We start from the raw sequence: 23,971 nt of genomic DNA on the forward strand, positions 1-23,971 counted from the left end.
GGCGGTCACTCGTCCTTGCGCAGCCGCTTCACCTCGGCGTCGCTGGGCTGGTACCTGGCGCCGTCGCGGTAGGTGAAGTCCACCATCACACCCTTGCCCATGCGCAGCGCGGTCTTGCCCACGTAGGCACCCATGGTGGATTGGTGGTCCTGCGTGCGGTAGGTGATGGGACCGAACGGCGTGGCCACCTGCAGGCCGCGGAAGGCGGTGATGAGTTTCTCGGTGTCGGCCGATCCGGCCTTGGCCAGCCCCGCCGCAACCGACTGGACGGCGTTGTAGCCCACCACCGAGCCCGCGCGCGGGTAGTCCTTGAAACGCTTCATGTAGGCGTCCAGAAAGGCCTTGTGCTCGGGGGTCTGGATGGCATACCAGGGGTAGCCGGTGACGATCCAGCCCTCGGGCGTCTCGCTCTTGAGCGTGTCCAGGTATTCCGGCTCGCCCGACAGCAGGCTCACCACGCTGCGGCCCGCGAACAGCCCGCGGGTGTTGCCCTCGCGCACGAATTTGGCGAGGTCGGCGGCGAACAGCACGTTGAAGATCGCATCGGGCTTGGCGTCTTCCAGCGCCTGCGCCACGCTGCCGGCGTCCACCTTGCCCAGCGGCGTGGCCTGCTCGGCAACGAACTCCACGTCCGGCTGCGCGGCCTTGAGCAGCTGCTTGAAGGTGGCCACGGCCGACTGGCCGTACTCGTAGTTGGGGTAGACGATGGCCCAGCGCTTTTTCTTCAGCGCCACGGCTTCGGGCACCAGCATGGCCACCTGCATGTAGGTGGAGGGGCGCAGGCGGAAGGTGTAGCGGTTGCCGTGCTCCCACACGATCTTGTCGGTGAGCGGTTCGGCCGCCAGGAAGAAGCGCTTCTTCTGCTGCGCGAAGTCGGTCAGCGCCAGGCCCACGTGCGACAGGAAGCTGCCCATGAGCACATCCACCTTCTCGCGCGCGATCAGTTCCTCGGCCGCGCGCACCGCGTCGCCGGGGGTGGCGTTGTCGTCGCGCGTGACCAGCCGCAGTTGCTTGCCCTGGATGCCGCCAGCCGCATTGATCTGCTCGACCGCCAGTTCCATGCCCTTCTTGTAGGGCTCCAGGAAGGCGGGCTGGGCCTTGTAGCTGTTGATCTCCCCGATCGTGTAGGCCCCCTGCGCATAGGCGCCACCGGCAAACAGCAGGACGAGCAGGGGGGTGAAGGGCTTGTGCATGGTCGAATCCTTTGCCACAGGTCAGCTTCCGGGCAACGCAACTGTACCGCTGCCACGAGTTTGCCCGACAATGTGCGGGTTTGCCCGCATGGCAGGGGGCAGCCAACGCCCGCACGCGATGCTTGACGGGTGCCGTGGACACAGCGCAAATGTCGGCTTATGCCGAGAGCGCATATCAAAGCCGCGACACTAACGCCACCGGCCCTGCCCCCACGGCTCCCGTTCGCCCTGTTTTCGTTCATTTTTCTGGCACCCATCCATGAGCGCATTTCACGAAGAGCGTGTACTGACCGTACACCACTGGACCGACCGCCTGTTCTCCTTCACCACCACGCGTGACCCGGCGCTGCGGTTCTCCAACGGCCACTTCACCATGATCGGCCTGAAGGTGGACGGCAAGCCGCTGCTGCGCGCCTACAGCATCGTCAGCGCCAACTACGAGGAGCACCTGGAGTTCCTCTCCATCAAGGTGCCGGACGGCCCGCTGACCTCGCGCCTGCAGCACATCCAGGTGGGCGACTCCATCATCGTGGGCAAGAAGCCCACGGGCACGCTGCTCATCGACTACCTGCTGCCCGCCAAGCGGCTGTACCTGATGTCCACGGGCACGGGCCTGGCGCCGTTCCTGAGCGTGATCCGCGACCCCGAGACGTACGAGAAGTTCGAGCAGGTGATCCTGATCCACGGCGTGCGCCAGGTGGCCGAGCTGGCCTACCACGACTACATCACCAAGGAACTGCCCCAGCATGAGTTCCTGGGCGAGCTGATCACCAAGCAGCTCAAGTACTACCCCACGGTCACGCGCGAGCCTTTCCGCAACCAGGGCCGCATGCCCGACCTGATCGACAGCGGCAAGCTGGCCGCCGACCTGGGCCTGCCCGAACTCAACCCGCTGGACGACCGCGTGATGCTCTGCGGCAGCCCGGAGATGCTGGCCTCGCTCAAGGAACTGCTGGAAAAGCGCGACTTCGAGGAAGGCAACACCACGCGCCCCGGCGACTTCGTGATCGAGCGCGCCTTCGTGGAGAAGTGACGCACGCGGCCCTCGCCGCGTCGATTTGCTATCAAAATAGGAGCTATTGGCGCTTACCCACAGGCGATCCAACGCCAATCCCCCCTCAAAACGGCCTGCCCGCAAGCGCAGGCCGCTTTTATTTTCGTAGCACCTGGGTAGCCACTCTCGTCAAGCGCAGGCCCCTGCGCTCAATAGCCCCGGTCCACTACGCGCACCGGCTCCACGCCCGCGCGGTCGGCATCGGCCCCAGTGTCCACGCGCAGGCTCTTGCCCTGCACGCGCACGGCCGTGCCCTCGGCCAGCGGCTGGGCGCGCGTGAAGTTGCGCACCGAACCGTCATCCATGCGCACGCGCATCTGGTAGACCGTGGTGGTACGGGCGCGCTGCTCCACCTTGTGGCCCACGTAGCCGCCGCCCACGGCGCCCAGCACCGTGGCCGCGGTGCGGCCCGATCCCTTGCCGATCTGGTTGCCCAGCACGCCCCCCAGCACACCGCCGGCCACCGCGCCCACGCCCGTGGCCGGCGCGGCCTGCTCGACAGCGCGCACCGCCTCCACCCGCCCACAGGTGGTGCACACCGGCGCCGCACTGCGCTGCGCCACGGCCCGCTGCAGCGGTTCGCCGCGCTGGGTTGGCACCGGCGAGGGCGATGCCGCCGGCTGTGGATAGCCCTGTGCATACGTCTGTGGGTCGTCCTGTGGATACGCCTGTGGAGAAGGCGGCGCTGCTGCGCGCCGGGCTGTGGGATTTGCTCCTGAATCGAGAGCTGTCATCGCTTGCTGCAACTGGGCTGGAGGCGCTTTTTCATTCAACATTTCCGCCTCGGGCGTGCGCGGCGCAGTGGCTGCCAGCGTGGCAGCCGGTCCGCCGGCCGCGGAGTCGCCAGCAGGCGAACCGCCGCGCAGGTTCTGCGCCAGCAGCGTGCCGCCCAGGGCCAGCACACTCACGCCCAGCACGCCCACGGCGGCCCACAGCCATTTGAGCGAAGCCGCGGACGGGGCCGCGGCAGGGGAAGCAGAGGTGGAATGCATGTGCTCGTTCGGTTGCCAGAGGAAAAGCCGCGGGCTGCGCATGCAACCGCCACGGCACCGGCGCCAAGGCTAACGCCGGCCCTGCTTCACAAAACCGCGCGCGGCGTAACGGACGTAATCAGCGGTCAACGGCCCGCCGGCGCGGAGGCGGCGGTACGCGTTTCGTGCAGCGCCCGCGCGCTGGCGGCCGAGAACAGCAGCACCGCGGACGAAAAGTAGATCCACATCAGCAGCACCACCAGCGAGCCCGCAGCGCCATAGGCCGACACCACCGCCGCGGTGGACAGGTACAGCGCCAGCAACTGCTTGCCCACCGTGAACAGCGTGGCGCCCACCACCGCGCCGAATACCAGGCAATGCGTGGGCGGCTTGGGGCCGCTGCCGATGCGCATCAGCCCCAAGAACAGCGCCACCGCCACGGCGAAGGCCACGGCCTCATTGACGATCTGCAGCAGCGTGCCCGAGCCGAACGGCAGCCGCGCGCTGGCCCAGGTGGCCAGCACGTTGATGGCCGTGGACAACACCAGCGACACCAGCAGCAGAAAACCGATGGCCAGCACATAGGCCAGGCCTCGCAGGCGCAGGGAGGCCATGCGCCACCACGCCTTGCGCTCGGGCGCGGGCTGGCCGTGTGCCCACAGCCGCTCCAGCGCGCTCTGCAGTTCCACGAAGACCCCCGTCGCGCCCGACAGCAGCAGCACGAAGCCGGCCATCGACGCGAGGCGCCCCTCGGCCGGCTCCTGCGCGCTGGCCAGCGCCAGGCGCACCACCTCGGCGCCGCGCTCGCCCATCACCCCGCGCACCTGGGCGATGAGATTGCTCTCCAGGTAGGCCTGGTCGATCCACCACCCGAGCACCCCCACCAGCAGCAGCAACAGCGGCGCCAGGCTCAGCATGCCGTAGAACGACATCGCCGCGCTCATGCGCAGGCCGTCGGCGTCCAGCCACATCTGCACGGCGCGCACCAGCGGCGCAATGGGCTGCAACACCCGCTGCAGCAGTGGCTGGGCAATAGATTTGAGGCTCTGCAGGGTCATTGGCATGGCCCGATTGTGAACAGTGCGGGCCCGGCCCCCTGTCGGCGCAAGCCGATAGCCGGCCGCGCACCGGCTGCCACGGACCAGGTGGACGCTCTTACACTCCCCAGTCTTCACTCACCACGACAGACAAGCATGCAAACGCGTTGCGCCCTGGTCGGCATGCCGGGCTCGGGCAAATCCACGGTGGGCCGCCAGCTCGCCCGCCGTCTGGGGCTTCCCTTCGTGGACCTGGACCAGCGGCTGGAGCAGTGGCTGGGCACCAGCATCCGCGACTATTTCGACCAGCATGGCGAAGTGGCCTTTCGCGACCACGAGGCTGCGCTGCTGGCCGAGCTGGCCGCCCAGCCCGGCGGCATGGTGCTGTCCACCGGCGGCGGCGCCGTGCTGCGCGAGGACAACCGCGCCACGCTGCGCCGCAGCTTTCCCCATGTGATGTACCTGCGCGCTTCGCCCGACGAGATCTTCAAGCGCATCAAGCACGACCGCACGCGGCCCCTGCTGCAGGTGGACGACCCGCTGGCCCGCCTGCGCGACCTCTACCGTGCGCGGGACCCGCTGTACCGCGAGGCCGCGCACTACGTCATCGAGACCGGCCGGCCCACGGTGCACACGCTGGTCAACATGATCATGATGCAGCTGGAGATGGCGGCGCCGGGCGACCCGGTGTAGCAAGCGCCCTTCCTCAGACATGAAAAAGGCCCCGCATGCGGGGCCTTGGTTCTCTTGCGGCGCAGAGGCTTACCAGCTGCGCACACGTCCGGTGTCGATGTGCACGAACTGCTCCCGGGCGTAGTAGCCCACGCCGCCCGCCCGCAGGGAGATGGCGGCGTCGCGCAGGTCGCTCAGGGACACGCCGGGCAGGCGCACGTCGATGGCCTTGCCGTCCATGTGCAGGCTGCGCCGCGCCACACCGCCGCCGCGCGTGGTGCGCAGCGTCTCGTTGGTGTGGGGGCTGCGGTAGCCGGAGATCACCTCGAACGGCTGCTGCGTCTGCAGCGTCTGCCGCACGCGGTGCAGCAGGTGGAACAGGTCCGGGTCCATCACGCCGACGTCGCCGCTGTAGTGGTCGCGCAGGAAGTGGTTGAGCGTGGGCAGCGCCGCGGGAACGAATTGTTCGCCCTGGGCGTAGACCAGCGCCAGCTGCTCATGGGTGTGCAGGTGGTTGAAGGCCAGGCGCCGCGCAAGGTCCTGCGCTTCGCTGAGCGACGCCAATGCCGCCTTGGGCAGCAGCACCGCGGCCGCAGCGGCGTGCGCGACGGCGGCGCCGCGCCCCAGGAATAGACGGCGGTGGGGGTTGTGCGGTGGAGCCATGCGCGAAAAACCTCGAAAAAGCGAAAAAACGCGCTATTTTGGACCGATCACCCCGGCAGCACTACCCGCGCGGACCGCATCGTAGGGTTTTGCCGAATGCTGGCGCAGCAGGCTGGCGAGCTTGCGGTCATGGCCGTACAGGTCGCCATAGAAGTGCGGACGGCCGTCCTGCACCACCACGGTGATGTGCGTGATGATGACCGGCACCGGGTGCGGCAGCCGTACGAACACGGGCTTGGGCTGCGCCATGGCCGCACGGATGCGCTCCACGGTCCAGGTGGGATCGTCCTGCAACACGAACTGGGCGAGCGCCACCGGCTCCTCGACACGCACGCAGCCGTGGCTCAGGTCGCGCCGGCTGCGGCCGAACAGCGTGGGCGCCGAGGTGTGGTGCAGGTAGATGTTGTCGTTGTTGGGCAGCACGAACTTGATATCGCCCAGCGCGTTCAGCGGCCCTGGGCGCTGGCGTATGCGCGCCTGGCCTGCCAGCACGGCGCCCAGCATCTCGGGTGTGGCGTCGGTGCTCACGCCCGCCGCGCTGACGAACTCCATGCCCTGCCGTGCCAGGTAGCCCGGGTCGCGGCGCAGGCGCGGCACGGTTTCGCCGCGGGCGATGGACGGCGGGATGTTCCAGTACGGGCTGAATTCGATGGACTGCATGTCCTCATCGAACAGCGGCGTGCGCGTATCCAGCGCCTTGCCGACGATGACCGCCATGGACAGGCGCAGCGTGATCCTGCCGCCCGCGTACTCATAGGCGCGCAGGCGGTATTCGGGCACGTTCACGGCAATCATGCGCGGGCCCTGCAGCACGGGCGTCCAGCGCAGGCGCTCCATCTGCAGCGCGATCTGCTCGGCGCGTGCGGCCGGGGGCACATTCAGCGCCGCCAGCGTGGTCGCGCCCAGCACCCCGTCCGCCTCCAGCCCGTGGCGGCGCTGGAAGGCCGTGACGGCCTCGACCAATGCGGGGGTGTATTGCGCTGGCGCGGACGCTGCGGGCGGCTCGCCCGTGGGCTGCGGCGGCAGGTCGCCCAGCGCCACCAGCCGCTCGGCCAGCACGCCCAGGCCCTCCCAAGGCTGGCCCGGCGTGAGCTTGCGGCCCGGCAGCGCGGGCAGCGGCTGCGCCCAGGCAGGGTGAGCGCCCATCGCGCGGTACTGCGCCAGCAGTGCGCGCAGCGCCGGGTACATGGGCACGCGGGGGATGGCCGCGTCCCGCGCCTGCTGGATCTGGCCGTCGGCCAGCGCGGTCTGCAGCGCGGCGCGCAGGTCGGGCTGGGGGCGGCGGGAGTGGTCGTAGCGCTCGTTGAGCCGTGCCGGATCGATGCGCCCGCCGTGCAGCTCATACAGGTAGCGCTCCACGGCCTGCGTCAGCTCCTGGTCGAGCGCCACGGCGCAGGCGGCATCCACGCCGCGGGCGGCTGCGGCCGCCAGCGCATCACTCAGGTGCTGCGCGCCATAGTCGGCCGGCTCCAGCCCATCGGCTGCGGCTTCGTTGAGCCAGCGCACCGCTTCATGCGCAGCCGGCAGGGGGCGCCCGTCAGCCGTCAGCCAGGACGGGTTCGCCCAGGCAGCCAGCGGCATCCAGGCCGCCAGCAGCAGGGGTGCAGTGTGGTGTGTCAGCAGGCGCAGGTTCATGGGTCGATCTTGGCATGGCCTGCGCCGACCAGGCGCTATAGCCCCAGATTCGGCGCAAGCGCGCGCTCCACCTCGGCCAGGGGCACTCCGCTGCGCTGGGCCATGTCCTGCACCTGCGCATCGTCGATCTTGCCGACGCTGAAGTAGGTGCTCTCGGGGTGGCTGAAGTAAAAGCCGCTCACACTGGCCGCGGGCGTCATGGCGTAGCTGTCGGTAATGTCCATGTCCACGTCGGCCGTGCCCAGCAATGCAAACAGCGGCTTCTTCACCCGGTGATCGGGGCATGCGGGGTAGCCCGGCGCGGGGCGGATGCCCACGTACTTCTCGGCGATCAGTTCGTCGTTGGACAGCTGCTCGCCCGCCTGGTAGCCCCACCAGTCGGTGCGCACGCGGTGGTGCAGCCATTCGGCACCGGCCTCGGCCAGGCGATCGGCCAGGGCCTTGAGGGTGATGGCGCTGTAGTCGTCGTGGTCGGCCATGAACTCGGCCACCTTGGCATCCACGCCGATGCCGGCAGTGACGGCAAACGCGCCAATGTAGTCGGCCTGCGTGGGTGCGCCACCCTCCGGGCGAGGCGCGATGAAGTCGGCCAGGCAGCGGCTGGGGCGCATGCGGCCCTCGGCGTCGGGCTGCTTCTCGGCCTGCTGGCGCAGGCCGTACCAGGTGAGCACGACCTTGTCGCGCGCGGCATCGGCATACAGCTCGATGTCGTCATCGCGCACGGTGTTGGCGGGCCAGAAGCCCACCACGGCGTGGGCCGTGAGCCAGCGGCCCTCCACGATCTTCTTGAGCATGGCCTGTGCGTCGCGGAAGACGCGCGTGGCTTCCTCGCCCACCACCTCGTCCTGCAGGATGTCGGGGTACTTGCCGGCCAGGTCCCAGGTCTGGAAGTACGGCGCCCAGTCGATGAAGGGCACCAGCTCGGCCAGGTCGATGTTCTTGATCACGCGCCGGCCGATGAACTTGGGCGCCGGCGGCTGGTAATGCGCCCAGTCGATGCGCGTCTTGTTGGCGCGGCACTGCGCCAGCGGCCACACCGGCGTCTTCTTCTTGTTGGCATGCAGGTGGCGCACATGGTCGTAGTCGGCCTGCACCTCCGCCAGGTAGCTGTCCTTGTGCTCGCCCAGCAGGCTCTGCGCCACGCTCACGCTGCGCGAGGCATCGGGCACGTAGACCACGGGGCCCTGGTACTGCGGCGCGATCTTGACGGCCGTGTGCACGCGCGAGCAGGTGGCGCCGCCGATCAGCAATGGAATCTTCTTGATGCGGAAGTACTCGTCCTTGTCCATCTCGCCGGCCACGTACTGCATCTCTTCCAGGCTGGGCGTGATCAGGCCCGACAGGCCGATGATGTCCGCGCCTTCGGCCTTGGCGCGCGCCAGGATTTCATGGCAGGGCACCATCACGCCCATGTTGATGACCTCGAAGTTGTTGCACTGCAGGACGACGGTCACGATGTTCTTGCCGATGTCATGCACGTCGCCCTTCACGGTGGCGATGACGATCTTGCCCTTGCTGGACACGTCCAGGCCGGCGGCTTCCTGCTGGCGCTTTTCTTCCTCGATGTAGGGAATCAGGTGGGCCACGGCCTGCTTCATCACGCGGGCGCTCTTGACCACCTGGGGCAGGAACATCTTGCCCGCGCCGAACAGGTCGCCCACGATGTTCATGCCGTCCATCAGCGGGCCTTCGATCACGTGCAGCGGGCGGCCGCCGCCTTGCACCACGATCTGCTGGTAGGCCTCCTCGGTGTCTTCGACGATGAAGTCGGTGATGCCGTGTACCAGCGCATGCGACAGGCGCTCACCCACGGTTTTCGGGTGCTCGGGCGTGCCGCGCCACTCCAGCTTCTTGCTGTCGTCCTTGGCGGCACCCTTGGCGGCCTCGGCGATCTCCAGCAGGCGTTCGGCCGCGTCGGGGCGGCGGTTCAACACCACGTCTTCCACACGCTCGCGCAGCTCGGGGTCGAGGTCGTCGTAGACGCCGACCATGCCCGCGTTGACGATGCCCATGTCCATGCCGGCCTTGATGGCGTGGTACAGGAACACGGTGTGGATCGCCTCGCGCACCGGCTCGTTGCCGCGGAAGCTGAACGACACGTTGGACACGCCGCCCGACACCTTGGCACCCGGCAGATGCTGCTTGATCCAGCGCACGGCCTCGATGAAGTCCACGGCGTAGTTGGCGTGCTCTTCGATGCCCGTGGCGATGGCGAAGATGTTGGGGTCGAAGATGATGTCCTCGGGCGCCATGCCCACCTCGTCCACCAGGATGCGGTAGGCGCGCTCGCAGATCTCGGTCTTGCGTGCGAAGGTGTCGGCCTGGCCCTTCTCGTCGAAGGCCATGACCACGGCGGCCGCGCCGTAGCGGCGGATCAGCTTGGCTTGGCGCTTGAACTCTTCCACGCCCTCCTTCATGCTGATGGAGTTGACGATGCCCTTGCCCTGCAGGCAGCGCAGGCCGGCCTCGATGACCTCCCACTTGGAGCTGTCCACCATCACCGGCACCCGGGCGATGTCGGGCTCGGAGGCAATGAGGTTCAGGAAGCGCACCATCGCGGCCTTGCTGTCCAGCATGGCCTCGTCCATGTTCACGTCGATGATCTGCGCGCCGTTTTCCACCTGCTGACGCGCCACCGACAGTGCCTGCTCGTACTGGTCGTTCAGGATCATGCGCGCGAACGCCTTGGAGCCGGTGACGTTGGTGCGCTCGCCCACGTTGACGAACAAGCTCCCCTCGCCGATGAACACGGGCTCCAGCCCCGACAGGCGCATGGGCGGCACGGCGTGCGAAGGGACGGAAGATGCGGGGGCGGACGACGGCATGGGGCTCACCTGGATAACAAGAACAGACACATCAGGTGAGCGCCGTTGGTACACGCACGGCTGCATGCCGCGGTGGGCCCGAGCCTGACGCCGCCACGCGCGAGCCGCCTGTGCGGCCCCGGCCGGCGGGCGCTGCAGCGCTCCTCGGGAAAGCGTCGAATTCTACGCGGCCCACCTTTGGGGGGCAGGCATATGGATATACCCCCGCGTGCACTGTGCGCCCAGAACGTGGCCCCTACACGGGGCGGTGGCTGTTTCAAGCAAAAACAGACCGCAAGCCAGCCACAGCAAGCGCTAAAAGCTATCAAACAAGGAGCATCAGCCCTGCTCCCGTAACAGTCGCAGCTTGCGGTACAGCGTGCGCGTGCTGACCCCCAGGGCGCGCGCCAATTCGCGACGCGACGCGGCCCCACCCGCCAGCGCCGCGCGCAGGGCCTCGGATTCGATGTCACGCAGGGTGGCATGGTCGGGCTGCTGCGCAGCGCGGGCCGGCGCCGCCGCGGGCGCATCGAACGAGAGCGCGCGCTCGATCGTATGGGCGGTCACCACCGCGCCGTCGGTCAGCAGCGCGGCACGTTCCAGCACGTTGCGCAGCTCGCGTACGTTGCCGGGGAAGGGGTGCTGCGCCAGCCGGCGCAGCGCCGCGGGCGCAAGCACCAGGCCCCGCCCCCCGGCCACGCGCTGCAGGAGCGATTCCGCCAGCAGCGGAATGTCCTGCGGGCGTTCGCGCAGCGCGGGCAGCTGGATGGGAAAGGTGCTCAGGCGGTAGTACAGGTCCTGGCGAAACCGCCCCTCGCGCACCATGGCGCGCAGGTCGCGGTGGGTGGCCGCCACCAGGCGGATGTCCGCGCGGCGCAGCTCGGTGTGGCCCACGCGGCGGTAGGTGCCGCTTTCCAGCAAACGCAGCAGCTTGACCTGCATGGTGAGCGGGATGTCGCCCACCTCGTCCAGGAACAGCGTGCCGCCGTGCGCCGCCTCCACCAGGCCGGCGCGTGCGGCATGGGCGCCGGTGAAGGCCCCACGCTCGTGGCCGAACAGTTCGCTCTCGAACAGCGTCTCGGGCAGGCTGGCGCAGTCCACCACCACCAACGGCCGCCCCGCGCGGGGGCTGGCCTCGTGCACGGCGCGCGCGGCCAACTCCTTGCCCGTGCCCGACTCGCCCAGCAGCAGCACGCTGGCCTGCGACGGGCCCACGCGCGCGATCAGCTCCAGCACGGCCTGGAACGCGGGCGCGCGCCCGATCATGCCCGGCGCGCCCGGCTGCCCCTGGGCAATGCGCAGCGGCTCCATCTTCTCCAGAAAGTACTGGGGCTGGCCCGCCTCGTCGCGCAGCGGCACCAGTTCGATCTGCACGTATTCCTCGCCCGCCGGGGTGTGGTGCAGGTGCAGCACGCGCTCACGCTGACCACTGAAGAGCGAGCGCGCCAGCGGGCAGGTCTCGCCCGCCTGGTCGCACGGCACGGGCGAATGGTGCGAGACCGCATGGCAGGTGCGCCCCACCACCGGCGCGCCCTGACCGAACTGGCGACGGTAGGCGCCGTTGGCGGCCACGATGCGGTAGCTGCGGTCGAACAGGATGTGCGGCTCGGGCAGCCCCTCCAGCCAGGAGGCGAGCAGCGCGGTCTGCGCCACCTGCGCCGGGGTGGGAGAAAGATCAGGAGTGTCGGCCATGGTGACATATGGTGTCACAAATGGCATGCATTGGCAGTGTTTCTGCCATCGACCATGGCAGCGCTGACTCCTTGGGTGGATGTAAGCCTTTGTTCCACATGGAGATTTCGCACGCAGTGCCGCGCAGCCAGGCTGGCACGGCTCTTGAGTCAGGACAAGCAAGCGCGCGGTCCTTTGGCCGCGCCCATCGTGAAGGAATCGCCATGACTGCCCTGCCCGCCTCGTGCACCTGCGCTGCGCCCGACGCAGAACGCCGCACCCTGATCCACGCCACGGCCGCCGCCGGGGGCCTGGCCGCCGTCGGCGCGGCCGTGCCCCTGGTCAGCAGCCTGGCGCCCAGCGAGCGCGCACGCTCCCTGGGCGCAGCCGTGGAGGTGGACATCGCCGGCCTGCCGCCGGGCGGCATGCTCACCGTGGAGTGGCGCGGCAAACCCGTCTGGATCGTGCGGCGCACGCCGGAGATGCTGCAGTCGCTGCAGGGGCTGGACGCCCAGTTGGCCGACCCCGCATCGGCCAAGGACCAGCAGCCCGACTACGCGCGCAATACCCACCGCTCCATCCAGCCGGAGGTCTTCGTGGCCATTGGCATCTGCACACACCTGGGCTGCTCGCCCACGGCCGTGGCCCCGGGCGCGCCGCAGTCCGGCCTGGGCGCGGGCTGGCCCGGGGGCTTCTTCTGCCCCTGCCATGGCTCCACGTTCGACAACGCGGGTCGCGTGTACCGCAACAAGCCCGCCCCGACGAACCTGGAGGTGCCGACGCACCGCTTCCTGAGCGCCACGCGGCTGCTGATCGGCGAGGACAGCGCCAGCGCCTGATCGACCGCCCTTCGCCCAAGACCATCACAACCACGCCCCCTTCCATGCCCGCCCCGCAGACCCAGCCCCCCGCTGCCGAACGCGACGTCTACGTCGACCTGTACGAAGCCAAGAAGAAGATCTACCCGCGCGCCATCGGCGGCGTGTTCACGCGCTGGCGCTGGGCGCTGGTGCTGCTCACCCAGGGGGTGTTCTACGGCCTGCCCTGGTGGCAGTGGGGCGAGCGCCAGATGGTGCTGTTCGACCTGGGCGCGCGGCGCTTTTACCTGTTCGGCCTGGTGCTGTACCCGCAGGACTTCATCTACCTCACCGGCCTGCTCATCATGTCGGCGCTGTCGCTGTTCCTGTTCACGGCGGTGGCGGGGCGGCTGTGGTGCGGCTTTGCCTGCCCGCAGACGGTGTACACCGAGCTGTTCCTGTGGCTGGAGCGCCTGACCGAAGGCGACCGCAGCGCGCGCATGCGCCTGGACAAGGGCCCATGGACCTTCGAGAAGCTGTGGCGCAAGACACTCAAGCAGCTCGCCTGGGTGACGGTGGCGCTATGGACCGGATTCACGTTCGTGGGCTACTTCGTGCCGATCCGCCAGCTGGGCGGCGAGCTGCTGGCGCTGCACGGCACCTGGCAGATCTTCTGGGTGGGGTTCTACAGCTTCGCCACCTATGGCTTTGCGGGCTACATGCGCGAGCAGGTGTGCAAGTACATGTGCCCGTATGCACGCTTTCAGAGCGCGATGTTCGACAAGGACACGCTGATCGTCACCTACGACACCCAGCGCGGCGAGCCGCGCGCCGCGCGCAGCAAGAAGGTAGACGCCAAGGCCGCCGGCCTGGGCGACTGCATCGACTGCTCGCTGTGCGTGCAGGTGTGCCCCACGGGCATCGACATCCGCAAGGGCCTGCAGTACGAGTGCATTGGCTGCGGCATGTGCGTGGACGCCTGCAACACCGTGATGGACAAGGTGCAGTACCCGCGCGGGTTGATCCGCTACGCCACGCAAAACGGCATGCAAAACCGCTGGAGCAGCGCACAGATGCTGCGCCGCGTGCTGCGCCCGCGCGTGCTGTTCTACAGCGCCGTGCTGCTGGCGCTGTGCACGGCCATGCTGGCCAGCCTGGTCACGCGCACGCCGCTGAAGGTGGATGTGGTGCGCGACCGCGCCGCGCTCTCGCGCGTGGTGGCGGGTGGGCAACTGGAGAACATCTACCGCGTGCAGGTCATGAATGCCACCGAGCAGCCCCAGCGCTACCGCATCACGGCCAGCGGCCTGCAGGGGCTGCAGGTGGCCTCGGAGCCCGAAGTGGAGATCGGCCCCGCCGAGTCGCGCTGGGTGGCGGTGCGGCTGCAGGTGCCCTATGGCGCCGTGCCCGCCGGTTCGCACACTGTGCACCTGGACGTACAGGCGCTGGGCGACCGGGCGCAGGTGTCGGAAAAGACCGTGTTCCTCGTGCCGCGGTAGGCGCCGCCGCAGATTACAAGCCAAAAGAGCTTCCAGCGCCCTTTTATCAAGCGCTGAAAGCTCCTTATTTCATAGCAACTTCGCTATCAATCCATGCGGATGTTGCGCTCCTTGATCAGCGCACCCCAGCGGGCCAGTTCCTTGTCCAGGTGCGTGGCCAGCTGCTGCGGCGTGGTACCGATGGGCTCGGCGCCGATGGTCTCGAACTTGGCCACGGTATCGGGCTGCTTCATGGCGTCGATCAGCGCGGCGTTGATCTTGTTCACGATGGCCGCCGGCGTGCCCGCGGGCGCGAACACGGCAAACCAGGGCGAGACCTCGTAGCCCGGCACGCCGGCCTCGGCGATGGTGGGGACGCCCGGCAGCGTGGCCGATCGCTTGGCGCTGGTCACGCCCAGCGCGCGCAGCTTGCCGGCCTGGATGTGCGGGCGCGCCGAGGTGATGCTGTCGAACATCAGGTCCACCTGGCCGCCCAGCATGTCGGTCACGGCCGGGCCGCTGCCCTTGTAAGGCACGTGCAGCAGGTTCAACCCGGCCATGGAGGCGAACACCTCGCCCGCCAGGTGAATGGAGGTGCCGTTGCCGGCCGAGGCATAGGTGAGCTTGCCGGGGTCGCGCTTGGCATGGGCGATCACGTCGGCCACGGACTTGTCGGTCGTCTTGGCGGTGTTCACCACCAGCACGTTGGGCACGATGGCCAGCAGGCTGATGGGCGCGAAGTCCTTCACCGGGTCGTAGCTCAGGCGCGGGTACAGCGCCTTGTTGGTGGCCATGCCGATGGACGTGATCATGATGGTGTAGCCATCGGCCGGTGACTTGGCCACGGCGTCGGCGCCGATGTTGCCGCCCGCGCCGGGGCGGTTCTCGATCACGAAGGGCTGGCCCAGCGTGCGGCCGGCCTTCTCGCCCAGCGTGCGGGCAATCACGTCCATGGCGCCGCCCGGAGGGAAGGGCACGACCCACTTGATGGGCTTGGAAGGCCAGTTGGCGTCGGGCTGCGCCATGGCGGCAGCGGGCAGCAGGCCGGCGGCGGCCAGGGTGCAGGCGCCCAGTAGGGCAATGCGGCGGGAGAAAGTCATGGTGTGTCTACCTCAGGTCCAGGATGTCAGGCGGCGGCCACGCGGTCCATGCGTGCCTCGGGGCGCTGCTCGTCGGCCGACAGGGCCTTTTGCAGCACGAAGTCAAAGCGCACGCGGGTGAACGGCGCGCTGATGCCCAGCGATTCATAGCCGGCGGCGGGCGTGCCCGGCTCCAGCGTGACCACCAGGCCGTCGCGCGTGGCGAAGGCGAAGTCGTCGTCCAGGAAGCTGTCGCCCGGAATGTTGACCTGCGTGGTCAGCGTGCGCAGCCCCTCGGCCACCACCAGGAAGTGGATGTGCGCGGGTCGGTTGCCATGGCGGCCCAGGGCGTCGAACAGTTCGGCCGTGGGGCTGCCCGGCGGGATGGCGTAGCCCGGCGGGATGAAGCTGCGAAAGCGATAGCTGCCGTCCGCGCCCGTGCGGATCTTGCGGCGCAGGTGGTAGGGCGCCTGGTCGGGGTCGAAGTGCGAGTAGCGGCCCAGCTCGTTGGCGTGCCACACGTCCATCAGCGCGCCGGCCACAGGCTGGCCGTCGGTGTCGAGCACGCGGCCTTCCATCACCACCACCTCGCCGCGCGGCGGCTCCTCGCCCTCGTCCAGGCGCACCTCGCGCTCGGACAGCGGCGCGCCGGCCACGAACAACGGGCCCTCGATGGCGCGCGGCGTGCCCGCGGCGCGCTGGGCGCGCTCGTCGGCCTCGTCCATGCGGATGTCGATCAAGCGGTCAAAGCCCAGGCCGGCGGTGATCAGGCCCGTCTGGCCGCTGGCGCCCAGGCGCGTGAGCCAGCTCACGCCGGCCCAGAACTCGTCGGGCGTCACGTCCAGCTCTTCGATGGTGCGGAACAGGTCCGTGACGATGCGCTGCGTGATCTGGCGCACGCGGGCATTGCCCTCGGCCACGTGCACGGTGTTGACGATGTCCAGCAACTGCTGGGCGGTGTATTCGGCCATGTCTCTCTCCTGTGGGATGGAATGTGGGGGTATCGGGGGCCGTGCGTCAGCCGGCGGCGCCTTCCTGCACGATGGCTGACGGGTGGTTGGCCAGCGGCGTCACGTGGATGTCCATGTAGGGGAACAGCGGCAGCTGCGACAGCAGCTGGTGCAGCTCGTCGTTGGACGGGACGTCGAACACGCTGTAGTTGGCGTACTCGCCCACCACGCGCCAGATGTGGCGCCAGCGGCCGTCACGCTGCAGGTCTTGCGAGTACTTCTTCTCGCGGGCCTTGATTTCGTCGGCCTGCGCGGCGGGCAGGTCGTGGGGAATCTTCACATCCATGCGAACGAGGAACAGCATCTGGGTTTCTCCTGGCAAAAAAAGGGTTCAGGCGGGCTGCGCGCTGGCGCGGCCCAGGTCCACGTGCACGGGCGTGAGGCCCTGGCGTGCACGGTCGAAGCGGTCGAGCCGATCGGGCACCACGGTGAGGCCGAAGCCCGGCCCGTCGGGCAACTGCAGCGCGAAGTCGGAAAGGACCATCTGCTGCTCCACGATGTCGTCCACCAGCAGCTGCGGGCCGAACAGCTCGCAGTTGTGGTGCGTGCCGCCCAGCGTCGCAAACACATGGGCCGAGGCGGCGCTGCCGACGGAGGTCTCCAGCATCGTGCCGCCGTACCAGCCGATGTCGGCGGCGCGCGCCACGTCGGCCACGGCGCGCGTGCGCAGCAGGCCGCCGTGCTTGGCGATCTTGAGCGAGAACACATGGCAGGCGTTATGGCGCGCCAGGCGCATCGCGTCCTGCGGCGTGCAGACGGTCTCGTCGGCCATCACCAGCGCGGTGTGGGGCAGCGTGGCGGTGAGCTGGCGCAGCGCCTCCTCGTTCCACTGGGCCACGGGCTGCTCGATCAGGCCCACGCCGGCGTCGATCATCTCTGGCAGGTAGCGGCGCGCGGTGGCGCCGTCCCAGGCCTGGTTCACGTCCACCGTCATGCTGGCGCGGCCGTCCAGCGCGCGGGCGATGCGTGCCACGTGCGCCACGTCGTCCTGCGGGGCGCGCGCGCCGATCTTCAGCTTGAAGATGCGGTGGCGGCGCGCGGCCAGCATCTTCTCGGCCTCCTCGATGTCCTTGGCGGAGTCGCCGCTGGCCAGCGTCCAGGCCAGGGGCAGGCTCTCGCGCTGCTTGCCGCCCAGCAGTTGCCACACGGGCAGGCCCAGGCTGCGCGCCACGGCGTCGATGGCGGCCTGCTCCACGGCGCTCTTGGCAAAGCGATTGCCCTTGCAGGCCAAGTCCATGCGCTGCAGCAACTGCTCGAAGCGGCCCGCGTCCTGGCCGATCACGGCAGGCGCAAGGTAGCTGTCGATGGCGTGCCGGATGCTCTCGGGCGATTCCTCGTTCCACGAGGGACCGCCGATGGTCGCGGCCTCGCCGAAGCCGCTGGCGCCATCGCTCAGCCACAGCTGCACGATCACGGGGCTCTGGCGCTGGATGGCGCCGAACGAGAGCTTGTGCGGGCGGATCGTGGGGATGTCCAGGATGCGTGCCTGGATGCGTTCGATGCGCAGCACGGAAGCGGAAGGAGAAGTCGTCATGGAAAGCGGGCCGTGGCGGAAAAAAGCGTTACGGGCCATGACCTTAGCGCTGGCATCGGGGCGAATCCAATGAGATATATTGCAGTTTTTGTTCGATGTCATCGAACAGTCACAGGTTTTAGGGTTAACCCTTAGAACGGATTGCACCCATGGAACTGCGCCAGTTGCGGTACTTCTTGAGCGTGGCCGAGACCGAGCACCTCACCCGCTCGGCGGATGCGCTGTTCGTCACACAGTCCACGCTCTCGCACGGCCTGCGCCAGCTGGAGGCCGAGCTGGGCGTGCCGCTCTTTGACCGCCTGGGGCGCGGGCTGCGCCTGTCCCAGGCGGGCCACGCCTTTCGCGACCACGCGGCGCGCGCGCTGCAGGAGCTGGAAGCCGGGCGGCAGGCCGTGGCCGACATGAGCGCGCTGCAGACCGGCACGCTCCAGGTGGGCGTGATCCCCACCTTCCTCACGCGCTTCGTGCCCGACGCGGTGGCCGCCTTCAGCGCGCGCTACCCGGGCGTGCAGCTCACCGTGCGCGACCTGCGCAGCGGCCAGATCGAGGAGCTCCTGATCGCCGGCCGGCTGGACCTGGGGATTGCCTTCCATCCGGCCAGCCGCGAGGAGATCGAGGCCGAGCCGCTGTTCGAGGAACGCATGCATCTGGTGGTGCACCAGGGCCACCCGCTGGCGCGCAGGCAGCGCCTGCGTCTGGCCGAGCTGGCGGGCGTGCCGCTGGCGCTGCTGCCGGCCAGCTTCGCCACGCGCCGGTTGATCGACGCGGCCTTCGCCCAGGCGGGCGTGACGCCGCTGGTGCGCGTGGAGATGGAGTCGGTGGATGCGCTGCTGCAGGCCTGCCGCAGCGGGCCGCTGGCCACCATCGCCGCCGAGCACGCGGCCCTGCACGCGGGCCCCGACATGCGCGCCGCCGTGCTCACCGAGCCGCGCACCGTGCGCCGCGCCGGGCTGCTGTGGCGCCGCGGCGCCTCGCGCAGCGCCGCGGCGCGCGAGTTCGTGGCGCTATTGCGGCCCGCCATCGCACGCACCGCTGCTCCGCCTTCCCTGCAGGGCGGTGTTGCACAGCAAGAGTAAAAAATGCTCTAGCGCTTACCAGTCAAGCGCAAGCAGCTATGAACTAAGGAGCACCTACCACGACCCCGGCTGGCGCGGCAGCAGACACGGCCTGGGCCGATGCGGGCAGGCCGAAGATGCGGTCAAACGCCCAGTTGAAGCCGTAGGTGTAGACGAGGAAAAACAGCAGCAGGCCGGCCTCCATCACCGTGGCTTGCCACAGGCTCACGCCGAACCACCAGGCCATCAGCGGAATGAGGACCAGCGCCAGCCCGCCCTCGAAACCCACGGCGTGCACTACGCGCCGCAGTACGGAGCGGCCCTTGACGCGCTGGCGCGCCTCCCAGCGCTCGAACAGGGCGTTGAAGGTCACGTTCCAGGCGATGGCCAGCGCGGACGCGACGACGGCCATCACCCCCGAAGCGCCCGCGCCCTGGCCAATGGCCATGAAGAGCAGGCTGGAGACGATGATCGCGATGATTTCGTAAAGGGTGACAAAGACCACCCGGCGCTTCGGCCCCTGCAGGCCGACCGCATGTGTTGTTGCACTCATGCGGCGCAGTATAGGGAGTGAAATCTGAAGGAAAAAGTCATCTTCTTTCAGAAATATTGATAGATTGGCGCATGGCCTTCACTTCCGACAACGTCCTCGTGTTCCTGGCCGTGCTGGACCGCGGCTCGTTCTCCGCCGCGGCGCGGGCGCTGTCGCGCGTGCCCTCGGCCGTGAGCATGGCCATCGCCCAGCTGGAAGCCGAGCTGGACATGCCGCTGTTCGACCGCAGCGGCCGCGAGCCGCGCCCCACGGCGGCCGCGCGTGCGCTGGAGCCGCAGGCACGCGCGCTGGCGGCGCAGCTGCAGCAGCTCAACACCCAGGCGCTGGCGCTGACCCAGGGGCTGGAGGAGCGCCTGACCCTGGCCATTGCACCCGAGCTGCTGGCCGCGCGCTGGCACGGCCCGCTGGCCACGCTGGCGCAGGACTACCCGCTGCTGCAAGTGGAGGTGCTGGCCGCGCCCCAGGCCGATGCGCTGGCCCTGCTGCATGCCGGACGCGCCCAGCTCGCGCTGGTGTTCGAGCGCCCCAGTCTGGACGGGCGGGAAGACTTCCAGGAGGTGGGCAGCGAAACCCTGGTGGCCGTCATCGCGCCGCAACATCCGCTGCTGGCGCCGCGCGCGGCGGGTGCGGGCCCTGCAGGCCTGCGCGAGGAACACCTGGCCGGCACGCGCCAGATCGTCGTGGCCGGGCGCGACCTGGGGCAGACCGATGCGCGCTTCGTCTATGCGCGCCACCATTGGCGCACCGACAGCCACTTGGCCGCGCTGGGCTTGATCGAGGCGGGCCTGGGCTGGGGCTGGCAGCCGCGCGCGCTGGTGGCGCCGCGCATCGCCGCCGGCACGCTGGTGGAACTGCCCCTGGAGAACCTGAGCAACGGCGCCCAGTTGTGGGTGGACGTGGTCTGGTCCCGCGAGCGCCCGCTGGGCCTGGGCGCACGCCGCTTCGTAGAGTTGATGGCGCGCCAGCGCCCCGGCAGCAGCCCGGCGCCACAATAGCCAGGCACTGACCATCTTGAGGAGCGTTCATGCCCACCTACCTGCCACCCTTTGACATCGCCGACGACGCGCTGGCCAAGCAATGGCGCCAGTGGCAGCCCAAGGACTTCGCCCCGAACGGCGGCAACGGCAAGAACGACAAGAACGGCAAGCACGCCGACAAGGACAACGGCGCGCTGCACCTGAAGGACTACGACCCTGGCGCCAAGCCTTTTTCCTGCGGCGACAAGGCACTGGACAAGGCCCGCGTGGAGGAGCTGGCGCTGGAGCTGGACGCGCTGCAGGACCTGCTGTACGCCGACCGCCGCTACAAGCTGCTGGTGGTGCTGCAGGGCATGGACACCGCCGGCAAGGACGGCACCGTGCGTGGCGTGTTCGGCCGCATGAGCGCCCTGGGCGTGCATGCCGTGGGCTGGAAGGCGCCCACCGAGCTGGAGCGCGCGCACGACTACCTGTGGCGCATCCACCGCCAGGTGCCCGGTGCGGGCGAACTCACCGTGTTCAACCGCAGCCATTACGAGGACGTGCTGGTGCCCGTGGTGAACGGCTGGATCACGCCCGAGCAGCAGCGCCAGCGCTATGCGCACATCAACGACTTCGAGCGGCTGCTGGCCGAAACGGGCACGGTGGTCATGAAGTTCATGCTGCACATCAGCAAGGACGAGCAGCGCCAGCGCCTGCAGGAGCGCCTGGACGACCCCACCAAACGCTGGAAGTTCGACATGGGCGACATCCAGGTGCGCGAGCAGTGGGACGCCTACCAGCGCGCCTATGAGGCCTTCCTGCCCGCCACGCACACCCCGTGGGCGCCGTGGACCATCGTGCCCGCCGACTCCAAGACGCACCGCAATCTGATGATCGCCAGCGTGCTGCGCGGCGTGCTGCAGCGGTTGGAACTGCGCTACCCACCGGGCGACCCCGCGCTGGAAAATTTCACAGTCAAATAGGGCTCTAGCGCTTGCGCGGCAAGCGCCAACAGCTCCTTTTAAAGGAGCAAATATCACCAGGGCGCGGGCATGGCAAGGTTATGCATCGAATGCATTAGATGGAAACATGGCGGCGTTGGACAGCCCTGGGCGACAGGCATAAAGTGCTTCGCTTGGTAGACATTCCCCAAGGAATTCCGCATGTCCAACACCCCCAACCCACCCCTTCCCACCCACGCGCTGCCGTCCTATCTGGACCCCAACCACCTCGGCCCCTGGGGGGTGTATCTGCAGCAAATCGACCGCGTCACCCCTTATCTGGGCAGCCTGGCGCGCTGGGTGGAGACGCTGAAGCGCCCCAAGCGTGCGCTGATCGTGGATGTGCCCATTGAGCTGGACAACGGCACGATCGCCCACTTCGAGGGCTACCGCGTGCAGCACAACGTCAGCCGAGGCCCGGGCAAGGGCGGTGTGCGCTTTCACCAGGACGTGACCCTGTCCGAAGTCATGGCCCTGTCGGCCTGGATGAGCATCAAGAACGCGGCCGTGAACGTGCCCTACGGTGGCGCCAAGGGCGGCATCCGCGTCGACCCCAAGACCCTGTCGAAGGCCGAGCTGGAGCGCCTGACGCGCCGCTACACCAGCGAGATCGGCATCATCATCGGCCCCTCCAAGGACATTCCCGCGCCGGACGTGAACACCAACGCCCAGGTCATGGCCTGGATGATGGACACCTATTCCATGAACGTGGGCACCACCGCCACCGGCGTGGTCACGGGCAAGCCCGTGGACCTGGGTGGCTCGCTGGGCCGCGTGGAGGCCACGGGCCGCGGCGTGTTCACCGTGGGCGTGGAGGCCGCGCGCCTGACCGGCATGGCCATCGAGGGTGCGCGCGTGGCCGTGCAGGGCTTTGGCAACGTGGGTGGCACGGCCGGCAAGCTGTTTGCCGAGGCCGGCGCCAAGGTGGTGGCGGTGCAGGACCACACCGGCAGCATCCACAACGACAAGGGTCTGGACGTGCCGGCGCTGCTGGCGCACGTGCAGCGAACCGGCGGCGTGGGCGGATTCGCCGGCGCCGAGCCCATGGCCAACGACGCCTTCTGGGGCGTGGCCTGCGACATCCTGATCCCCGCAGCGCTGGAGAGCCAGATCACCAAGGACAACGCGGGACGGATCCAGGCCAAGATGGTGATCGAGGGCGCCAACGGCCCCACCACCCCCGAGGCCGACGACATCCTCAACGACAAGGGCGTACTGGTGCTGCCCGACGTGATCTCCAACGCCGGCGGCGTGACGGTCAGCTACTTCGAGTGGGTGCAGGACTTCTCCAGCTTCTTCTGGACCGAGGACGAGATCAACGCCCGCCTCGTGCGCATCATGAAAGAGGCCTTCGCGGGCGTGTGGCAGGTGGCGCAGGAGAACAAGGTCACGCTGCGCACGGCGACCTTCATCGTGGCCTGCAAGCGCATCCTGCATGCACGCGAGATGCGCGGCCTGTACCCCTGAAACGGCCCGCTCCGTGCGCAAGGCGGCCTGCGGGCCGCCTTTTTCTTTGCCGGCCCTTCCGGCCCCGGCGCACGCGCATACGGGACATCGCGGATGGCGCGCGCGCACCCCATTTTTATAATCGGCCGTGCAGACTGCCCTTGGCGGCCTGCATGCGCCCTTTTGTTCGGGCAGGCCGCAGTCCCTGTGGCCACCTGGAATCCCGAACCGTCTGCCGGGCGCGTCATCGCGCTGGCCATTCCTGCGATGGCCAGTTTCATCGCTCTCCCTGCTGCCTGCGGCAGCGCCACGCCCATGCCTTCCCCGCGAGGGAGCGGCAGGGCGTTTCATCACACAAGGAGTCTCCCCTGGATGCGCATGTCCCAATGCCTGCCTCTCAGTTTTGCCACCCTCGCCGCCCTCGCCCTGCCGGCCGCCGCGCAGTCGCAAGTGACCATCAGCGGCTATCTGGACACCGGCGTCTTTCGTGACTACGACAAGACCCGCAAGCTGGGGACGATCCAGCGCAGCCATCTGGCGGTGGCCGGCACGGAAGACCTGGGCGGTGGCCTCAAGGCCAACTTCCGCCTGAGCACACGCTTCGAGCTGGACACGGGGCAATCCGAAGGGGCGGGCAGCAAGCCCTTCTGGCATGACGAATCCACCGTGGGCCTGCAAGGCGGCTGGGGCCAGTTGCGCCTGGGCCGCGCCCTCAGCGCGATGTGGAGCCAGGAATGGAAGTTCGACGCCTTCTCGAACTTCAACCGCATTGCCTCCACCGCCTGGCACATGGCCCACTACTACACGCCCACCGACCGCGCCAGCAACAACGGCGCCGCGGAATATGGACGCATGACCAACGGCATCTACTACGACTCGCCCACCTGGGACGGCTTCTCGTTCAATGCCAGCGCCTCGACCGAGCGCACCCAGGCGCCCGGCCGCGACGGGCGCGGCGGCTCGGTGGCACTGAACTACGACCAGGGCCCGGTGGCCGCCATGGTGGGCTACGAGCGCAACGGCAGCGGTGACAAGGACCTGTTCCTGGGCGGTCTCTACCGCCTGGGCGCCGCCACGCTGATGATGGCCTACGACCACAGCCGCGCGGGGAGCAGCCCCGATACGTCGCGCATGGTGTCGGTGGGCGGCAGCTACGCCCTGGGTGTCACCACGCTGCGCGCCAGCTATGGCCGCCAGCGGCTGAACGACGGGGTGACCCACCACATGGCGTCACTGGGGGCGGAGTACCACCTGTCCAAGCGCACCATGCTCTACGCGAGCCTGGGGCACCAGCGCTACGAACACAACCCCTCGCGCACGGCGTTCGGCGTGGGCGTGGCCCACGCCTTCTGACGCTGC

Annotated in this window: 21 protein-coding genes and 1 riboswitch; of the genes, 9 read left to right on the plus strand and 12 right to left on the minus strand. The window is 68.8% G+C overall.

Translation table 11 applies throughout. The annotated features are described in order from the left end of the window. Positions 1-5: 5 nt before the first annotated feature. On the minus strand, positions 6-1,193 hold the full coding sequence (locus I3K84_RS12240; RefSeq protein ID WP_196994611.1) for an ABC transporter substrate-binding protein: 1,188 nt from the start codon (positions 1,191-1,193) through the stop codon (positions 6-8). 259 nt (positions 1,194-1,452) lie between these two features. Between I3K84_RS12240 and I3K84_RS12245 the strand changes: the two genes are divergently transcribed. Next, positions 1,453-2,226 carry a ferredoxin--NADP reductase gene (locus I3K84_RS12245; RefSeq protein WP_196994612.1) on the plus strand — a complete coding sequence of 258 codons (774 nt, stop codon included), beginning with the start codon at positions 1,453-1,455 and terminating at the stop codon, positions 2,224-2,226. A 170-nt stretch (positions 2,227-2,396) separates the two neighbouring features. Here the strand turns inward: I3K84_RS12245 and I3K84_RS12250 are convergent, their stop codons facing one another. Together I3K84_RS12250 and I3K84_RS12255 are read right to left on the minus strand one after the other, a co-directional pair. After that, positions 2,397-3,239: a glycine zipper 2TM domain-containing protein gene (locus I3K84_RS12250; RefSeq protein ID WP_231403317.1), complete on the minus strand. Its 843-nt coding sequence runs from the start codon at positions 3,237-3,239 to the stop codon at positions 2,397-2,399. 125 nt (positions 3,240-3,364) lie between these two features. Then, positions 3,365-4,282 (minus strand): YihY/virulence factor BrkB family protein, encoded by a 918-nt coding sequence (locus I3K84_RS12255; protein ID WP_011803620.1) that lies wholly within the window; start codon positions 4,280-4,282, stop codon positions 3,365-3,367. A gap of 129 nt (positions 4,283-4,411) precedes the next feature. Here I3K84_RS12255 and I3K84_RS12260 point away from each other — a divergent pair, with 129 nt between their 5' ends. Next, positions 4,412-4,948 carry a shikimate kinase gene (locus tag I3K84_RS12260; RefSeq protein ID WP_103736871.1) on the plus strand — a complete coding sequence of 179 codons (537 nt, stop codon included), beginning with the start codon at positions 4,412-4,414 and terminating at the stop codon, positions 4,946-4,948. Between the two features lie 69 nt (positions 4,949-5,017). Here I3K84_RS12260 and I3K84_RS12265 read toward each other — a convergent pair whose 3' ends face one another. The 4 genes from I3K84_RS12265 to I3K84_RS12280 all read right to left on the minus strand — a co-directional run bounded on the left by I3K84_RS12265 (position 5,018) and on the right by I3K84_RS12280 (position 11,721). Continuing rightward, a complete protein-coding gene (locus tag I3K84_RS12265) occupies positions 5,018-5,590 on the minus strand; it encodes a DUF882 domain-containing protein (RefSeq protein ID WP_196994614.1) in 573 nt (190 codons plus the stop codon). A 33-nt stretch (positions 5,591-5,623) separates the two neighbouring features. After that, on the minus strand, positions 5,624-7,225 hold the full coding sequence (locus I3K84_RS12270; protein WP_196994615.1) for a murein L,D-transpeptidase: 1,602 nt from the start codon (positions 7,223-7,225) through the stop codon (positions 5,624-5,626). 35 nt (positions 7,226-7,260) lie between these two features. Then, complete coding sequence (gene metH, locus I3K84_RS12275) at positions 7,261-10,050, minus strand: methionine synthase (RefSeq protein ID WP_231403318.1); 2,790 nt, start codon at positions 10,048-10,050, stop codon at positions 7,261-7,263. Positions 10,051-10,080: 30 nt separating this feature from the next. Then, a riboswitch (S-adenosyl-L-homocysteine riboswitch) is annotated at positions 10,081-10,202 on the minus strand. Between the two features lie 166 nt (positions 10,203-10,368). Further along, positions 10,369-11,721, minus strand: coding sequence for a sigma-54-dependent Fis family transcriptional regulator (locus tag I3K84_RS12280; protein WP_196994616.1), 1,353 nt, complete (start codon positions 11,719-11,721; stop codon positions 10,369-10,371). A gap of 203 nt (positions 11,722-11,924) precedes the next feature. Here I3K84_RS12280 and petA point away from each other — a divergent pair, with 203 nt between their 5' ends. Beyond that, positions 11,925-12,539, plus strand: coding sequence for a ubiquinol-cytochrome c reductase iron-sulfur subunit (petA, locus tag I3K84_RS12285; protein WP_196994617.1), 615 nt, complete (start codon positions 11,925-11,927; stop codon positions 12,537-12,539). Positions 12,540-12,583: 44 nt separating this feature from the next. Beyond that, a complete protein-coding gene (gene ccoG, locus I3K84_RS12290; RefSeq protein WP_011803613.1) occupies positions 12,584-13,996 on the plus strand; it encodes a cytochrome c oxidase accessory protein CcoG in 1,413 nt (470 codons plus the stop codon). An 86-nt stretch (positions 13,997-14,082) separates the two neighbouring features. Here the strand turns inward: ccoG and I3K84_RS12295 are convergent, their stop codons facing one another. From I3K84_RS12295 to I3K84_RS12310, 4 genes are read right to left on the minus strand one after another with little or no spacing between them, the layout of a single operon-like run. Continuing rightward, positions 14,083-15,075, minus strand: a complete 993-nt coding sequence (locus tag I3K84_RS12295) for a tripartite tricarboxylate transporter substrate binding protein (RefSeq protein ID WP_135147725.1) — start codon at positions 15,073-15,075, stop codon at positions 14,083-14,085. 26 nt (positions 15,076-15,101) lie between these two features. After that, on the minus strand, positions 15,102-16,025 hold the full coding sequence (locus I3K84_RS12300; RefSeq protein WP_196994618.1) for a dioxygenase: 924 nt from the start codon (positions 16,023-16,025) through the stop codon (positions 15,102-15,104). A gap of 46 nt (positions 16,026-16,071) precedes the next feature. Then, positions 16,072-16,368: a muconolactone Delta-isomerase gene (gene catC, locus I3K84_RS12305; RefSeq protein WP_196994619.1), complete on the minus strand. Its 297-nt coding sequence runs from the start codon at positions 16,366-16,368 to the stop codon at positions 16,072-16,074. A 27-nt stretch (positions 16,369-16,395) separates the two neighbouring features. Then, positions 16,396-17,598 carry a muconate cycloisomerase family protein gene (locus I3K84_RS12310; protein WP_196994620.1) on the minus strand — a complete coding sequence of 401 codons (1,203 nt, stop codon included), beginning with the start codon at positions 17,596-17,598 and terminating at the stop codon, positions 16,396-16,398. 149 nt (positions 17,599-17,747) lie between these two features. Here I3K84_RS12310 and cynR point away from each other — a divergent pair, with 149 nt between their 5' ends. Continuing rightward, complete coding sequence (gene cynR / locus I3K84_RS12315; protein ID WP_012655261.1) at positions 17,748-18,674, plus strand: transcriptional regulator CynR; 927 nt, start codon at positions 17,748-17,750, stop codon at positions 18,672-18,674. Between the two features lie 43 nt (positions 18,675-18,717). On the opposite strand, the gene I3K84_RS12320 is transcribed toward cynR, so the two are convergent. Then, positions 18,718-19,206 (minus strand): PACE efflux transporter, encoded by a 489-nt coding sequence (locus I3K84_RS12320; protein WP_123675343.1) that lies wholly within the window; start codon positions 19,204-19,206, stop codon positions 18,718-18,720. A 71-nt stretch (positions 19,207-19,277) separates the two neighbouring features. Between I3K84_RS12320 and I3K84_RS12325 the strand changes: the two genes are divergently transcribed. From I3K84_RS12325 to I3K84_RS12340, 4 genes are all read left to right on the plus strand, one after another. After that, positions 19,278-20,201, plus strand: coding sequence for a LysR family transcriptional regulator (locus tag I3K84_RS12325; RefSeq protein ID WP_012655259.1), 924 nt, complete (start codon positions 19,278-19,280; stop codon positions 20,199-20,201). A gap of 29 nt (positions 20,202-20,230) precedes the next feature. Beyond that, positions 20,231-21,148: a PPK2 family polyphosphate kinase gene (locus I3K84_RS12330; RefSeq protein ID WP_196994621.1), complete on the plus strand. Its 918-nt coding sequence runs from the start codon at positions 20,231-20,233 to the stop codon at positions 21,146-21,148. Positions 21,149-21,328: 180 nt separating this feature from the next. Continuing rightward, positions 21,329-22,633, plus strand: coding sequence for a Glu/Leu/Phe/Val dehydrogenase (locus I3K84_RS12335; RefSeq protein WP_011803604.1), 1,305 nt, complete (start codon positions 21,329-21,331; stop codon positions 22,631-22,633). Between the two features lie 351 nt (positions 22,634-22,984). Then, on the plus strand, positions 22,985-23,965 hold the full coding sequence (locus I3K84_RS12340) for a porin (protein ID WP_196994622.1): 981 nt from the start codon (positions 22,985-22,987) through the stop codon (positions 23,963-23,965). Positions 23,966-23,971 lie beyond the last annotated feature (6 nt).

This window comes from Diaphorobacter sp. JS3051 (assembly GCF_015832135.1).
GTDB classification, from domain to species: Bacteria; Pseudomonadota; Gammaproteobacteria; order Burkholderiales; family Burkholderiaceae_C; genus Diaphorobacter; species Diaphorobacter nitroreducens.

Bases quoted from the DNA above. Each gene is read 5' to 3' on its own strand.
- I3K84_RS12280 (WP_196994616.1), bottom strand. From the start codon at position 11,721: ATGGCCGACACTCCTGATCTTTCTCCCACCCCGGCGCAGGTGGCGCAG.
- I3K84_RS12255 (WP_011803620.1), bottom strand. From the start codon at position 4,282: ATGCCAATGACCCTGCAGAGCCTCAAATCTATTGCCCAGCCACTGCTG.
- I3K84_RS12335 (WP_011803604.1), top strand. From the start codon at position 21,329: ATGTCCAACACCCCCAACCCACCCCTTCCCACCCACGCGCTGCCGTCC.
- I3K84_RS12295 (WP_135147725.1), bottom strand. From the start codon at position 15,075: ATGACTTTCTCCCGCCGCATTGCCCTACTGGGCGCCTGCACCCTGGCC.
- cynR (WP_012655261.1), top strand. From the start codon at position 17,748: ATGGAACTGCGCCAGTTGCGGTACTTCTTGAGCGTGGCCGAGACCGAG.
- I3K84_RS12325 (WP_012655259.1), top strand. From the start codon at position 19,278: ATGGCCTTCACTTCCGACAACGTCCTCGTGTTCCTGGCCGTGCTGGAC.
- ccoG (WP_011803613.1), top strand. From the start codon at position 12,584: ATGCCCGCCCCGCAGACCCAGCCCCCCGCTGCCGAACGCGACGTCTAC.
- I3K84_RS12330 (WP_196994621.1), top strand. From the start codon at position 20,231: ATGCCCACCTACCTGCCACCCTTTGACATCGCCGACGACGCGCTGGCC.
- I3K84_RS12270 (WP_196994615.1), bottom strand. From the start codon at position 7,225: ATGAACCTGCGCCTGCTGACACACCACACTGCACCCCTGCTGCTGGCG.
- petA (WP_196994617.1), top strand. From the start codon at position 11,925: ATGACTGCCCTGCCCGCCTCGTGCACCTGCGCTGCGCCCGACGCAGAA.
- I3K84_RS12245 (WP_196994612.1), top strand. From the start codon at position 1,453: ATGAGCGCATTTCACGAAGAGCGTGTACTGACCGTACACCACTGGACC.
- catC (WP_196994619.1), bottom strand. From the start codon at position 16,368: ATGCTGTTCCTCGTTCGCATGGATGTGAAGATTCCCCACGACCTGCCC.
- I3K84_RS12310 (WP_196994620.1), bottom strand. From the start codon at position 17,598: ATGACGACTTCTCCTTCCGCTTCCGTGCTGCGCATCGAACGCATCCAG.
- I3K84_RS12340 (WP_196994622.1), top strand. From the start codon at position 22,985: ATGCGCATGTCCCAATGCCTGCCTCTCAGTTTTGCCACCCTCGCCGCC.
- metH (WP_231403318.1), bottom strand. From the start codon at position 10,050: ATGCCGTCGTCCGCCCCCGCATCTTCCGTCCCTTCGCACGCCGTGCCG.
- I3K84_RS12265 (WP_196994614.1), bottom strand. From the start codon at position 5,590: ATGGCTCCACCGCACAACCCCCACCGCCGTCTATTCCTGGGGCGCGGC.
- I3K84_RS12320 (WP_123675343.1), bottom strand. From the start codon at position 19,206: ATGAGTGCAACAACACATGCGGTCGGCCTGCAGGGGCCGAAGCGCCGG.
- I3K84_RS12300 (WP_196994618.1), bottom strand. From the start codon at position 16,025: ATGGCCGAATACACCGCCCAGCAGTTGCTGGACATCGTCAACACCGTG.
- I3K84_RS12240 (WP_196994611.1), bottom strand. From the start codon at position 1,193: ATGCACAAGCCCTTCACCCCCCTGCTCGTCCTGCTGTTTGCCGGTGGC.
- I3K84_RS12260 (WP_103736871.1), top strand. From the start codon at position 4,412: ATGCAAACGCGTTGCGCCCTGGTCGGCATGCCGGGCTCGGGCAAATCC.
- I3K84_RS12250 (WP_231403317.1), bottom strand. From the start codon at position 3,239: ATGCATTCCACCTCTGCTTCCCCTGCCGCGGCCCCGTCCGCGGCTTCG.